The following is a 13,273-nucleotide window of genomic DNA, read 5'->3' on the forward strand; positions in this document are numbered from 1 at the left end:
ATGTCACTCCTGCGTAGCGGTTCTGGTGAGGAAGCCGAGGCGGAGGATGACGAACTCCGCAGGTTTCACGGGCGCGATGCCGGCGATGCAGATCAGCCTGCCGTTATCGAGATCGCTCGGCGACATCGTGGTCTCGTCGCAGGCGACGATGAAGGCCTCTTCCGGTCGCCCGCCCAACAGCGCGCCGGAGCGCCAGACGTCGTGCAGGAAGAATGTCACGGATTGCCGCACCGCCGCCCACAGCGGCGCGGAGTTCGGCCGCAGCACGGCCCATTGCAGCCCGACCTCGAGCGACTTCTGGACGAAGAAGATCAGCCGGTTGACGTTGAGATATTTCCGCGACGTATCCGACGTGATGGTCCGCGCGCCGTAGACGCGGTAGCCGCGTCCTTCATCGGTGAAATCGCGGATCACGTTGATGTTGGTCGGTGAGGGATTGAGCACATCATGCTCGGTCTTGGTGACGAGGCGGGAGATCCCGGTGATCCCGCGCACCACCATGTTGCCGGGCGGCACATGTACGCCCTCCTCGTCGGAGCGCGCGATGATGCCGAGCATGTGTCCGGAGGGCGGCAGCGAAAACGAGCCGATATTGGCGAGGTTCACCGGCGTCGGATCCGGAATCTGGAGCCACGGATAGTAGAGGGCCGCGTTGTGCGTATCGAATTGCTGGCGCTGGTTCTGGACTTCAGCGATGCTCGAGTCGGAATAGGCCGCATCAAGTATCGCGACGCGATAGCGCATCAATTCGCAATGGCTGATCGCTTCGGCCTGCAGACGCGCGCTGCCCTGGCCCGGGATCGCCACAAGGCTGACGTCCGGCACGTTGCACAAGGCATAGAGGCCGGTGCGCAGCTCGGCGTCGGCATTGTCGGCGCCGACATAGACATTGTCGACCATGCCGGCCATGTCGTCGACGCCGCCGGTGAGCGGATGGCGCGCTGGTGCAGTTCGCCCGTTCGGCAAGTGATCGATCAGCGTTTCCGGGCCGAGCCGGATGCTGCGCAGAACGGCAGCCGTGGCGGCGCGATCGCTCAGTCGGATATAGACGGATTCTCCCTCGGGCCGGCGATCCTCGCGCCGCAGCGCTCCGTTCACGTCGCCCAGGATGCGGGGGGCATAGCGGGCGTGACGGGGGTCGAGGCTGAGATTCCTGAACACCTCGTTCGATATCACCTCTTCGTTGCGCGAAGGCTCGGCAGGATCGGGCCGGCGCAGCAGCGCAATCGTCAGGCGGAATTCGCGTGAACGCAGCATGTAGGTCTGCGGCGGGGCGACCGGTCCGAGAATGGCCAGCGCTGCCGCGTCGAGTCCCGGCGTCTCGAGACGAATCCGCGTCGTTGCCGGGTCGGTGCTGCGCACCTTCAGGATGATGCTGGCGCCGCTTGCGGGGTTGGTGACCTCGATGTTGCTGCCCGGCTGCAGCCCGCTGATGGTCGAAAGCTGAAGTTCGACGGCCGTGATCAATCCGGTGATCGCGGCATTCGACGCCAGCCCTGAGGCTTCGTCCTCGACCGAAATGCGGAGCCGGTTGCCCCAGCGGCCGCGATCGAGTGCGGTGACGTCGAGCAGCGGGGTGCGGATCGCGATCTCGGATCCGGCGGCGTGCTCGGCATCGAGGCTAGCGAATTCGATCCGCGCTGAGATGAGCGGCACTGGTGCGGCGGAGACCAGATGATAGCTCACGCCGGTGCTCGATTGGACCGAGAGGTTTTCGCCGGCGCCCCAGCCGTCGGCGCGGAGGACCGCGACGCGGTTGTCGCCGGCATGCGCTGGAGCCACGACCTGCGTTGCGGCATGCTGCGGCACCGGCACTCCCAGGCTGACGATCTGCGCGCCGGAGCCCGCCGGGAATACATGCGTCGGAGCCTGAACCAGCATCACCGTTCCCGGATCGGGCGCCGGTGCTTCCGGCCCGAACAATGAGGCGACGACGGCGTATTCCTGAACCGGGCCGTCGGTCAGCAGCAGGATGGAGCCCGGCGCGATATCGGTTCGCGCCGCAAGCGCGAGAGCGCGTCCGGCAATTTCCGCCGTGAGCGTGGTCGCTGGTGTCGCCGTCGGTGTCAGCGTCACGTGCTCGACCACAGCGCCCGTCGCCACGCCGGCCGGGAGGTCGACGGCGAGCGGGAGATAGGCCGCAAGCATGCTGCGGCGGGCGTCGAGGTTCGGCGCCACGCCAAGCTCGACGATCGATCCCGCTGCAACGGCAACGTCGGTGGCAAGGATAGACGAACCGGTGACGGCGCCGATGGCGAGTGCGTACGGGCCGGGATCGGTTGTGTAGACCTCCGCGCTGTCGGTCGCGGCATAGCCTTGGCCGACCGGGCCGGCGAGCGTGAGGTCGTATTCGTTTGGCGCGCCGCCCGCCGCCACCGCGTTGACGGTGGCAATGGTCGTGACGCCGCCGCCGGACAGTGCGAGTCGCTGCACGCCCGGTGCGGGCACGGTGGTCAGATTCACCGCAGAATTCACGGTAACGATCGCGTCCGCCGCCGTGACCGGGCCGGTCAAGGCGGTAGCCGAGCCCGGCACCGGGGCGAACACCGCGACGGCTGCACCGCCAGCGTGGTCGTGCGCGAGCGGCGTTTCGATCGCGACGTGGAAGCCGTTGGTCCCGACCGCCGCCGGATGGACGGCGGTGATCGGCCGGTATTCCGCCGCCGAGCCGTCGCCGATCCGGACCGATTGGCCGACCGTCGGCAACGCGCCGCCGACCGCGATCAGCGCTTGCGTATCGCCGGCTGCAGCGCGGGTCATCAGCGCGAGGCCGCTCTCGGCGCCCAGCGGATCGCGGGCGAAAAGCGTCATCGCGGCGCGCGTGGCGCCAGGTGGCATCACGCGCAGTGCATACAGCCGCTTGCCGCCATTGGCGAAGAATCCCTGGACGGCATGGGGCAGATAGCAATGCGCGCGGCGCGCATCGAACGGATCGCGGTAGTCGTCGATCGGCAGGATCGAACCGAACCAGCGCTCGAATTCGCCGGGTGCCCCGACCAGGATAGGCACGTTTTCCGGTCCGCGCTCGCTGACCCCGATCATCGCCGCGGTGGACGTGCTCACTGGCTCAATCGGAGCGATCGGCTCGATGAATTCCGAGTAGACGCCCGGTGAAAGATATTCGCCCATCAACGCTCTCCTTCGGATGGTCGGTTCAGATCGGGAAGACGACGTCGCCGCGCATGGCGGCGAGCGAGGGTTCGAGAACAAAAGTGGCTTCGGCAGGCTGTAACTCGGCCGCGTGCTGCGCCCGAAGGCGGATCAGCGACGCGCGGTGCAGGGGCGGCAGGCTGTAGAATCCGCCCGCGTCGGCGATCGCCGTGACACGCGTGAGTGTCGCGATTTCGGACGGCACGCCGCCGCCGTCGATCTCGATGAGATCGCCGGCCGTTGCGAGCACGCCGCCATTGGCAAGACAGACGCTTCGGTCGCCGGCGTGAACGCCATGCTGGATCGGCGACCATGCGCTGGCGCCCGCGAGCTGGGCGTTGCGCACTTCACCGCCCCGCACATGCGCTTCCGCCAGCGGGTGGCGCAGATCGACCAGCACTTCGTCCGGCGTCACCGGCGATGCAATGGCATCGACATGGAGAATTTCCGTGGTGTCACCGAGCCCGGCGATGGCGATCACGTCGGTTGCAGAACCAGGCGCAAAGGGCACGCCGGCCGAAACGCGGATCCGCCGCGCGCCGGGCAGCGCGTCGTCCAGCAGCGCCGAGCGTTGCGGCTGCAACTGGAGCTGCCAGACCCGTGCCTGCAGCCCGGCGCCGTCGCGGAAGCGCGCCAAACCTGGTGCTACGGCAGCGATCGTGTCGATCGTCGACGGCGATGTTTCGTCGACGTAGTCAAAGCTGCGATGCCAGAGGCCGGACACGTCGATCTGCGCGAACGGGCGCGGCGCGCCATTCGCCGCAACCGCCCGTCCCCTGAGCCCGACTGGAACGCGATGCAGCTCGACACCGCCGAGATTGAGCGCCTGGATCACATCGGGGTAGCCGGGCTGGGCCGGCAGGGTGAGGTCGAGCCGGCGCGGCAGGAAGCCCGGCGCCTCGACCGAACCGCGGCACGCGAGGGCAATAGCCGCATTGCCGCCCCACACGGCGCGCGGAACACCGCTCCAGCCGAACATGCCGTCGCCATCCACCGATGGCGCCAGCGTCGGCCGGTCGATGGAAAGCAGCATCAGCCCGTCGACAGGCCGCGCATCCGCTTCATCGAGGGCGCGGCCCGCGATGAGCGCCTGAAGCAGATCGGCTGCCGGTGTCGCCCGGTTGTCGAGCACGACGGTCCAGTTCAGCGCGCCGGAATTGATGAGGAGCGTCGTCATGACGCGCCTCCCGCCCGCGCGAGGCCGCTGCGTGCGCGCGGCGTCATCACCACACGATCCCCGAGATCCGGCCGCCGCGAGGAGACCTCGACCAGGCTCACCTCGTAAGACACCGAAAGCTGATAGGAGCGTTCGAGCGAATCCCAGATGCGCGTGATCTCGTCGAGCGCGAGGCTTTCGAGATGCACGTGCAGCTCGGTCGACGTTCCCGCGAAATCGCCGGCGAGGTCGGCCCCTGCGAGCGACTGATGATCGTGGAAGGTCTGCAGCACCGCACCGAGAATGTGCTGCTCGGTTTCGGGAGCCTGATCGGCGCTTGAGGAAAGCATCGGCGTCAGCAGATAATGCAGGCGAAGCGGCAGCGGCACGCGACGGAATGTGTCGAAGCCGGAGCGTTCTTCCTGCCGGTTGAGCGTCAGGTCGTCCCGGATCACACGATAGAGCCAGATCGACAGCCCGATTTCGCGCCGTCGCACCATTTCGTCCGGGGTGGCGAGAGAAACGGTCGCCCCGCCGGCACCGAACAGGGGGGCAAGCGACGGTTCCGCAAGGAAGCGGGCGCGGAGAACGGCGGCGAGCGTCTGACTGGTGGCGCGCAGCGCGGTGATCATGCCGCCGCCCCCTTAGGGGTTATCTGCAACGAACCAGTATGTGGTGCCTGCAACGTCGCGCGAGCGCACCAATCCTTCTGCTTCAAGTCGAACGAGAACCCGCTCGACCCGGGTGATGTTTTGCGGCGTCGGCGGCAGGAAAAGCCAGAACGAGACGATACCGATCGCCGTATCGCCCGCGCCCGGATTGGCCCGGATGTATTGGCGGAGCTGCGTCTCGATGTCGGCTTCATCGTCCTGCGCGGACACATCGGAGGCCCTTTCGGTTATCGACTTACCGAGGCTGTCTTACCGAGGTTGTTCATCGCAACAGCCGTGCCAACGAGCCATCTCCATGTTTCTGAAGCTTTTTCCCAGATTCGCGATGGCAGGGTGCGTGCGCCATGACCCGGCGCTGAAGCGGCGCGCGAGCGAATCGTTCTTCGCGTTCAGGTGCTTGCCCGATCGGGTCTTGACGCACCCGGCGGGTCCGGCGGCACCCGCTGCCTTTGCGGTGAATGGCCGATATCGTCACAGCGCCGCGGACGGCGAAGGCGCGCGTCGGACCTGCGGCCAGCATGCCGGCGAGGGTGGCTGCTCCGCTCTCCACGCCATTGCCCGGCCAGTGGAGCCGCGATCAGAATGTGCCGGATAGGCCCCGCCATCGATCAGGATGTTTTGCCCGGTGATGTAGCCGGCCTGTGCCGAGCACAGGAACGCGCACGTCGCGCCGAATTCGTCCGGATGCCCGAACCGCCTGGTTGGGTTTGCGATCCTTATTTCCTCGGTGACCGCGCCGATGTCGCGCGCGGAATTCCTCGCTAATGCTGCCAGATTCGATTTCAACCGGTCGGTGTCAAAGGTGCCGGGCAACAGGTTGTTGATCGTCACATTGTGCTCGGCAACCGAGCGCGCGAGCCCTGCGACGAAGCCGGTGAGGCCGGCCAATGGGATGTCGCCGATGCGGTCGCTGACGCGGGCGTTGCAGACCTGGGTCCAGAACCGTTCGTCGCGGGCCGCCGACGGATCATCGAGAACGATGAGCGCATTCTTGTTGATCTGCTGGCGGAGATGTCGGGCAGGTGCACGACGCTGAAGATTGCCGGGCTCGATTTCACCTGCAAAGCCGTGGCCTATGTCCACAGCGAAGAAGGTCGAGTCGATTTTCCGGTCACGCTCGATGATCCCGCGGACGACAGTCGCGCCGTTTATTTCTCCGGCGAGAAACGGCAAGAGGTTCGACGACAATTCCTGCGAGTGTAGACGGTTCATTTGAAGCACGCTGGGCATTGCCGTAGCGATTGATGCTTCGGTTTTCGACGCTTTGCGCTTTGATCCGGGAATTGGCGAGAGAGTCTCGCATACACCAGCAAAACGGCGGCTCCACTCTCGCCTTGGCTTGTCGCGCGCTACACGATGATCAGCGCAACGGTGGACTACGATCCTCATCTGAGTTCATCGATGCGACGGGAAATTTTGGTAATCAACGCGAACGCAAATCGCAGGCTATTGAACGGGTGGTGCGATATTTCGCTCAACGCTATCGATCCTGACAATCCGGTGACCGTTCCCGCGTCGACGCGGTCGTGGTGACATTCAGTGCGCGTCGGCCAGCTCGATCTGGCCCGAAAAACAACATGACCCGCCAATTTACGAGCGTAGTGCTGCTCGAATCTCCGGGAGGTAACTCGAAATTTCCAAGCACTTCGCCCGTGCAACTACGGGAAAGCGCTGCCCAGAATATGGTTAAAGAAGGATTATCAGGTGACAAGCATTTTTGCTTGATACTAAGATGGGAAAAGTTGGCAACGACTTCTTCTGCCAACGTTTCTGAAAATGCGTGCCCGTTCTGCAAATTCATCGTGAAAGAAAGGGATTGCTCCTATGTTGAAATACTACGTCAAGACCACGGAATCTCTGAAGCGCCTGCGCGCGGACAACGACGGCGTGGTGTCGTTCGAGTACATTATTGTCGCGGCTTGCATCATCGGCGCAGTGACTGCTGCGTTCGGTACTGGAGCCGGTGGTGCGATCGCGACGGCGCTGACTGGCGGGATCACCGCTATCACCGCCGCTTTCACTGCGGCCGTGTAATACAGGCATCTCGCCCCAGAGGGGGGCATAGGAATCTGCCCCCCACTTTATTGGATTGCTGCCAAAGCCTCGTTTCTGAAAGTCCTGCCTTCGGCCCAAGGAAGGATTCCTCCTATGTTGAGGTATCGGGTTAAGTCCGCGGACGCGTTGAAGCGTCTGCGCACGGACAAGGATGGCGTGGTGTCGTTCGAATACGTGATGGTGGCGGCTTGCATCGTCGGCGCAGTGACTGCTGCTTTCGGTACTAGCGCTGGTGGAACTGTCGCGACCGTGCTGACGAGCGGGATCAGCACGATCAGCGCCGCTATCAGCACTGCCGTCGGAAGCTAATACAGCCGTCTGGGCTCATGGAGGCACGGGAGATCTGTCACCACTCTTTTTAAGGCGTGCGTTTGATGAGTTGGATTGTTCCCATAACCTCGTTTCTCGAAATCCTATTGTTGCTCTATGTCGCAACGATCGATGTCGCGACAAGATTGATCCGAAATGAGATCTGTCTGGCGCTGGCGCTCCTCGGGATTGCCGGCCAGTTGGCCAACCCGATGCAAGTTGCCCAATCGCTGATCGCGGCGACGATCCTCCTGCTGCTGCTGTTGGTCATCTACCAGCGGAGGCTGATTGGCGGCGGCGACGTCAAGTTGCTGGTTGCTTTGGCGATTGGTCTCCCGCTGACAGGCGTGGTTCTGTTGTTGACCATAACCGCGCTGGCCGGCGGCGTTCTTGCCCTGGTGCATCTGATGATGCGCCTCCTGCCATATCCCAGACTAGCGCCCGCCGGATCGTCGCTCGTACGCCGTGTCTACGCGATAGAGCGTTGGCGCCATTTGCGACACGCGCCGCTACCTTACGGGGTTGCCATAGCGTGCGGTGGTATCTGGACCGTTCTCAGCAAAGGACTTTGACATGTCATCCGCTTTGCGCCTCTCGATCATCATGGTGTTTTTGCTCGCGACCGTTGCGCTCGGGCTTATCGCCTACAACATGAACCTGCCGAAGCAGGTCCCGGTAGCACAGGTCACGGAGAACACTCCGGCGCCGGCGCCTCCCACTGTCGGGTACTTCGTCGCGGTACACCCGCTACCGAGAGGGACACTGGCCCGCGATGAAGATTTCGAGGTACGCTCGGTGCCGCCGGAACGTGTTCCAGCAGGGGCGATCCTTGATACGCCCGGCGCCAAGATCGGACTTCGCGGATCTCTGGTTCGCAACTTCCTCGATACTGGCAGTCACGTCACATCGAAGGACATATTGCGTCCGCGAGAACGGGGTTTCCTCGCCAGCGTCTTGGCACCGGATAGCCGAGCCATCAGCATCAACGTTGACGCCGCGTCTGGTGTCTCGGGCCTGATCTGGCCAGGTGACTATGTGGATGTCGTGTTGACCCAGGAGTCGACGACAGCAGGCGAGAAGAAGAATCCAGATCACCAGCACGGCACGCTGAGCGAAACCGTTGCTCATAATGTTCGAATTGTCGCGATCGACCAGGAGATTGTGCAAGGTGGCTCGGCCAGCAACGCCACGGCCGGTAAGGTAGCGCGCACTGTTTCGTTGCAGCTCGCGCCAGAGCAGGTCAAGAAAGTCACAGTCGCAGCACAGCTCGGAAAGGTCTCCTTGGCCGTACGGTCAGCGGTCGATCGACAGGACATGGAGGACACGGACGCGACGGTGGTGGTCTATGCACGCAATAGCGGCACGAAATACTCAGTCAAGCGAGACGATACGGGGAACACGCGCACGCTTTTGAGCGGCGATGTGTCGCCGGGAATTGCCCCGTCAACGCCGGTCGCTTCGGCCGTATCGTCACGTCGGTAAGGGAGGCAGTGGTGATCGCTAACATAGCAGTAGTCAGTCCGGCTGAAGAACCTGCATCTGTTGTAACGCGCAACCGAATCGTCTGTTTCGTGAATGACGAGCTTAGTGCTGCCGCTCTGCGCAAGGGCCTCGACGGCAGCAACTTGTCGATCGGGCGTGGCACGATCCGCAATGCCATACGGATGCTCGAAACCGACACCGATCTATCCGCGTTGGTGGCGGACATCAGCGGAGTCGAGGATCCATTTACCGAACTGGAAAGGTTGGCCGGCGTCTGCCCACCCGATGTCCGGGTGGCTCTGATTGGTGAGAGCAGAGAGATCACCTTCTACCGCGAGCTCATGGAACTCGGCTTGACCGAGTACCTGCCGAGGCCGCTCACGCGGGATATGGTGCTGGACCAGCTGCGACCGAAGCTACTCGGCGACGTAGCGCCCGGTCAAATCGATCGTGGCGGACATGTAATCTCGATCTGCGGTGCGCAGGGGGGCGCCGGAGCAACGAGTATCGCCATCAATATCGCACTGCAACTGGCCGAAACCACCAAAGCCAAGGTTGCACTGCTCGACCTCCATCTGCAAGGCGGTGAAACGGCAGTGATGTTGGGGGTTCAGCCGGGGCCAGGCTTGCGCATCGCTCTGGAAAACCCCATGCGGGCGGACACGCTGTTCCTCGAGCGCGCGGCAATTGAGGTCAACGAGCGGGTTTGCCTGATCTCCGCCGATGAGGAGCTGGATGCGCAGCTGGACATCACTGAAGCGGGAGTGAGACACGTGCTGGGGCTGCTCCGTCAACGATTCAATTACATCGTTGTCGATGTACCGGTCCCGTTTCCGCCATCGATCCATCCGGTGATCACGCTCTCTCGTCACGTGCTGGTGCTGCTGGAAGCCGAGGTGACCGGACTTCGCAATGCCCATGCACTGCGCACCGCCGTCACCAACATCGCCGGCAAAGATCGCGTCTTCACCTTGCTCAACCGTGCCAATCGTGCCGGGGGACTTCCCAGGGCAACGATTGTCAAGGCCCTGGGCGCAGAACCAGACATGGTGATTCCCGATCTCGGGAAGGGGATGACCCAGGCGGTCAATCTCGGAATTCCAGCTCTAAAGCACGTATCAGGACTGCGGCGTCACCTCGCTCCGATTGTACGCGAGATCACGGGTGTCGGCGCCGAGCGGAAGGGACGGCTCAGGAGGCTGCTCGGGCTATGAAAAAGTTTGGTAGGCGCGAAGACGACACGCCAGCTCGTTTGCCTGCATTGACGCCAAGCTTGCCTGCGTCGACGCCGAGCTTGCTGGCATCTACGCCAAGCTTGCCTGCATCTACAAGGCGCGACGAACCTTCTACCCAGCGGCCAGTGATGCCAGCTTCGCTGCGCGAACGGGTCATCGAGCAGATCGAGCCGTCGGTGGCCGCAACTGTTTCGCGCGATGTTCTTCGGCGGCAGATCGAGGAAATCATCCACGGAATCGCCAACGAGGAACGGCTGGAACTGTCAGGCCGCGAGCAGTTTCAGTTAGCGGACGAGATAGCGGACGACATGACCGGCTACGGGCCGCTCCGCCCGCTTCTGCTGGATCAATCGATCAACGACATCATGGTCAATGGACCGAGTAACGTTTACGTCGAGCGAAGCGGCAAGCTGGAACGGATCGCGGTACGATTCCGCGACAATGATCACATCGCATCGGTGGCGCAGAAAATTGCCGCGCAAGTCGGGCGCCGAGTTGACGAATCCAGTCCGATGGTGGATTGCCGCTTGCCGGACGGCAGCCGGGTCAACATCATCTTCCCGCCGCTGGCGATCCACAGCCCCTGCATATCCATCCGAAAATTTCCAAGTCGCCGTCTGGACATGGCCGGGATGATCCAGAACGGCTCGGTGACTGCGGCCATGGGAGGATTGCTGGAGATTGCCGCCCGATCCCGGCTCAATGTTCTGGTCTCTGGCGGTACTGGTTCCGGCAAGACGACGCTGTTGAACGCCATGAGCCAATTCATCGATCACAGTGAGCGCATTGTCACCATCGAGGACGCAGCAGAGTTACAGCTTCAACAGCCGCACGTGATCAGCCTGGAGACCCGTCCTCCCAGCCTCGAAGGCACGGGGCAGGTGACACAACGCGATCTGGTGTGGAATGCGCTGCGGATGCGTCCTGACCGGATCGTCGTAGGCGAGGTGCGCGGCGCTGAAGCGTTTGACATGCTGCAGGCGATGAACACCGGCCATGATGGTTCGATCTCCACGGTGCATGCCAATAGCGCCCGCGACGCAATGACCCGTATTGAAAACATGGTGCAGATGGGACAGCCAAATCTGCCGCTGCGGGCGATCAGGTCTCAGATCGTCGCTGCGCTGGATCTCATTGTGCAAGTAGAGCGCATGCGGGATGGACAGCGTCGCGTTATCCAGATTTGCGAGGTGATCGGGCTGGAAGGCGAGGTGATCACCACCAATGACATCGCGGCGTTCGAGTACGAACACGAGGATGTTCACGGGCGGATATCGGGCACCTACAGGTCCACCAACGCAGTCCCAAAATTCAAGAGCCGTCTTGCCTATTATGGGCTTGATCGAGCCTGGGCTGAAGCTATGAGGCAGCTATAATGCCGGAGTTTTTGACCACCATTGACCTGGTGCTGCTGATATGCGCAGCAGCCACGACGCTGTGGCTCGACGCACGACAACGACGCATCGATCGTCAGGTAGCGATAGCTCTGCCAATTTCAGAGTCGGCGAACCTGCCCTCCATTCGTCGGTTGGAGGCCGGGTCCCGCTGGCAGTTTCTCTTCCGCATGGTCAGTTACAAGGCCGGGATAGCTTACGCTTGGCACCCCGCGTATGTGCTATTTGCCGGTGTGATCGCAGCAGCCGCAATCCTTTATGCCAATAGCGTGCTGAAATTTTCCAACTTCTACGCGTATCCGGCGGCTGCAATCGTAGCCATTGTGACGGTGCGAGGTCTGTTCGGATGGCAGCGACAGCGTCTCGCCAGTCAACTTTTTCGACAGCTACCCGACACGATTCAGCTGGTGACAAGTACTGTTCGATCTGGGCTACCCGTGACCGAAGCGTTTCGCACCATTGCGCGCGAGATGCCGCAACCAACAGCTGGGCAGTTTGCCATCGTATGCAGCGAAGTAAGTATGGGGAGACCTCCAGAGGAGGCTGTCGAAGCTGTCTATCGGCGAACGCAAGTGACAGAGTACGGGATCTTTGCCGTCACACTTGCCGTCCAGCTGAAGTCAGGTGGCAGTTTGACCGAAACCTTACAAACACTGGGAGATACTGTGAGGCAGCGTGTTGCGCTGGCTGCTCGCGCGAAGGCTCTGGCCGGAGAGGTAATCTTTTCCTCACGCGCGCTTTCAGTGTCGCCCGTCATTGTCGGTGGGTTACTATACTTGATCAATCCGCTAACAGTCGATCTGCTGATCTATGATCCGACGGGAAACAAGCTCCTGGCTTACGCAGCAGCCTCGGTGATTATCGGGACCCTTGTGATACGTTGGATGGTCAGAAGGGAAACAGAGCTATGACCTTTGGTCTCAGTTTGGTGGCCCTCGCCATAGCACTTGCTACTGCGACCTTCGTGTTGATCATCCACGAACTACACATTCGTGCGTTGAACGTACGGGTGTCAAATGCGGTGTTGGGCGTTCCTGGCCGATCAGCGCCGCTCCAGGACATGACCGGTTGGCTTTCGTCGCTCGGCACGCGGTATCGGCGCTTTTACTCTGCGGAAAATCTGGACCAGCTCCGAACGATCGTTCAATCGTCAGGTTTGAATCCTCATCGAACCTTGTCGATCTGGATCGGTGTCAAAACTGTCAGCATGGTCTTATTCCCGATCATGGCCCTGTTGGTTGCGCAGCTTCTTGGGAAGCCGCTGACCGATGTGCTGATCTTCGGTCTCATTGGCGTGGTGACCGGAATTATGGGGCCGCGGTTGATCCTGTTGGTGCTGAGACGGCGATTCAATGCCGGCATTCGGCAAGGCACGCCGGATATGATCGACTTGCTTGTTGTCTGCAGCGAAGCGGGAATGGGTCTGGAGAGCGCGCTGGAACGAGTAGCGCAAGAAATGAACCAGACCAATCCTGCGATGGCCCGGGTTTTGTACGGCCTTCTTGATGATCTCCGGATATTGCCAAATCGCAGCGAGGCATTCGAGAAATTGGGATCTACGTCGGAAGGGCTTCGCCGGTTCGGCACCATGGTCAGCCAAAGCATGCAATACGGAACGCCGTTGAGTCAGGCTCTGCGCAGTATCGCCATCGACCTCCGGCGGGAACGTATTACTAACCTGGAGGAAAGAGCGCACAAGCTGGGCGCCAAGCTGACTATTCCGATGGTGTTGTTCATGCTTCCAGCCATGTTCATCATTTTGGGTGGAAGTCCGTTTCTGCACCTCGTGCGTACATTCTCGAGCATCGGGGTGAAGTAAGC

General features: G+C 62.1%; 13 protein-coding genes. 8 read left to right on the forward strand and 5 right to left on the reverse strand.

Annotated features, from left to right (window positions below):
* Nucleotides 1-3: 3 nt before the first annotated feature.
* The 5 genes from IVB05_RS06995 to IVB05_RS07015 form a co-directional block, all read right to left on the reverse strand.
* Nucleotides 4-3,129, reverse strand: coding sequence for a phage tail sheath subtilisin-like domain-containing protein (locus IVB05_RS06995; RefSeq protein WP_247783683.1), 3,126 nt, complete (start codon nt 3,127-3,129; stop codon nt 4-6).
* Between the two features lie 25 nt (nt 3,130-3,154).
* Nucleotides 3,155-4,327, reverse strand: coding sequence for a hypothetical protein (locus IVB05_RS07000; protein WP_247783684.1), 1,173 nt, complete (start codon nt 4,325-4,327; stop codon nt 3,155-3,157).
* A complete protein-coding gene (locus IVB05_RS07005; protein WP_247783685.1) occupies nt 4,324-4,938 on the reverse strand; it encodes a DUF4255 domain-containing protein in 615 nt (204 codons plus the stop codon). Before IVB05_RS07005 ends, IVB05_RS07000 begins: the two co-directional genes overlap by 4 nt.
* 12 nt (nt 4,939-4,950) lie before the next feature.
* Nucleotides 4,951-5,187, reverse strand: a complete 237-nt coding sequence (locus IVB05_RS07010; RefSeq protein ID WP_247783686.1) for a hypothetical protein — start codon at nt 5,185-5,187, stop codon at nt 4,951-4,953.
* Nucleotides 5,188-5,448: 261 nt separating this feature from the next.
* Nucleotides 5,449-6,189, reverse strand: a complete 741-nt coding sequence (locus IVB05_RS07015) for an SDR family oxidoreductase (RefSeq protein WP_247783687.1) — start codon at nt 6,187-6,189, stop codon at nt 5,449-5,451.
* 612 nt (nt 6,190-6,801) lie between these two features.
* Here IVB05_RS07015 and IVB05_RS07020 point away from each other — a divergent pair.
* From IVB05_RS07020 to IVB05_RS07055, 8 genes are all read left to right on the forward strand, one after another.
* Nucleotides 6,802-7,011, forward strand: a complete 210-nt coding sequence (locus tag IVB05_RS07020; protein WP_247783688.1) for a hypothetical protein — start codon at nt 6,802-6,804, stop codon at nt 7,009-7,011.
* Nucleotides 7,012-7,158: 147 nt separating this feature from the next.
* A complete protein-coding gene (locus tag IVB05_RS07025; RefSeq protein ID WP_346771831.1) occupies nt 7,159-7,341 on the forward strand; it encodes a hypothetical protein in 183 nt (60 codons plus the stop codon).
* Between the two features lie 65 nt (nt 7,342-7,406).
* Nucleotides 7,407-7,913 (forward strand): A24 family peptidase, encoded by a 507-nt coding sequence (locus tag IVB05_RS07030; protein ID WP_247786611.1) that lies wholly within the window; start codon nt 7,407-7,409, stop codon nt 7,911-7,913.
* Between the two features lies 1 nt (nt 7,914).
* A complete protein-coding gene (gene cpaB, locus IVB05_RS07035; protein ID WP_247783690.1) occupies nt 7,915-8,823 on the forward strand; it encodes a Flp pilus assembly protein CpaB in 909 nt (302 codons plus the stop codon).
* Between the two features lie 11 nt (nt 8,824-8,834).
* Nucleotides 8,835-10,037, forward strand: coding sequence for an AAA family ATPase (locus tag IVB05_RS07040; RefSeq protein WP_247783691.1), 1,203 nt, complete (start codon nt 8,835-8,837; stop codon nt 10,035-10,037).
* A complete protein-coding gene (locus IVB05_RS07045) occupies nt 10,034-11,434 on the forward strand; it encodes a CpaF family protein (protein WP_247783692.1) in 1,401 nt (466 codons plus the stop codon). Before IVB05_RS07040 ends, IVB05_RS07045 begins: the two co-directional genes overlap by 4 nt.
* Nucleotides 11,434-12,363: a type II secretion system F family protein gene (locus IVB05_RS07050; protein ID WP_247783693.1), complete on the forward strand. Its 930-nt coding sequence runs from the start codon at nt 11,434-11,436 to the stop codon at nt 12,361-12,363. The genes IVB05_RS07045 and IVB05_RS07050 overlap by 1 nt, the downstream gene beginning before the upstream one ends.
* Complete coding sequence (locus tag IVB05_RS07055) at nt 12,360-13,271, forward strand: type II secretion system F family protein (protein WP_247783694.1); 912 nt, start codon at nt 12,360-12,362, stop codon at nt 13,269-13,271. Before IVB05_RS07050 ends, IVB05_RS07055 begins: the two co-directional genes overlap by 4 nt.
* Nucleotides 13,272-13,273: the final 2 nt, after the last annotated feature.

The sequence above is a fragment of the Bradyrhizobium sp. 170 genome, assembly GCF_023101085.1.
GTDB lineage: Bacteria > Pseudomonadota > Alphaproteobacteria > Rhizobiales > Xanthobacteraceae > Bradyrhizobium.

What these genes read in the sequence shown, in the direction of transcription:
- IVB05_RS07050 (WP_247783693.1), top strand. Translation starts at nt 11,434, where the DNA reads ATGCCGGAGTTTTTGACCACCATTGACCTGGTGCTGCTGATATGCGCA.
- IVB05_RS07015 (WP_247783687.1), bottom strand. Translation starts at nt 6,189, where the DNA reads ATGAACCGTCTACACTCGCAGGAATTGTCGTCGAACCTCTTGCCGTTT.
- IVB05_RS07020 (WP_247783688.1), top strand. Translation starts at nt 6,802, where the DNA reads ATGTTGAAATACTACGTCAAGACCACGGAATCTCTGAAGCGCCTGCGC.
- IVB05_RS07030 (WP_247786611.1), top strand. Translation starts at nt 7,407, where the DNA reads ATGAGTTGGATTGTTCCCATAACCTCGTTTCTCGAAATCCTATTGTTG.
- cpaB (WP_247783690.1), top strand. Translation starts at nt 7,915, where the DNA reads ATGTCATCCGCTTTGCGCCTCTCGATCATCATGGTGTTTTTGCTCGCG.
- IVB05_RS06995 (WP_247783683.1), bottom strand. Translation starts at nt 3,129, where the DNA reads ATGGGCGAATATCTTTCACCGGGCGTCTACTCGGAATTCATCGAGCCG.
- IVB05_RS07000 (WP_247783684.1), bottom strand. Translation starts at nt 4,327, where the DNA reads ATGACGACGCTCCTCATCAATTCCGGCGCGCTGAACTGGACCGTCGTG.
- IVB05_RS07055 (WP_247783694.1), top strand. Translation starts at nt 12,360, where the DNA reads ATGACCTTTGGTCTCAGTTTGGTGGCCCTCGCCATAGCACTTGCTACT.
- IVB05_RS07005 (WP_247783685.1), bottom strand. Translation starts at nt 4,938, where the DNA reads ATGATCACCGCGCTGCGCGCCACCAGTCAGACGCTCGCCGCCGTTCTC.
- IVB05_RS07045 (WP_247783692.1), top strand. Translation starts at nt 10,034, where the DNA reads ATGAAAAAGTTTGGTAGGCGCGAAGACGACACGCCAGCTCGTTTGCCT.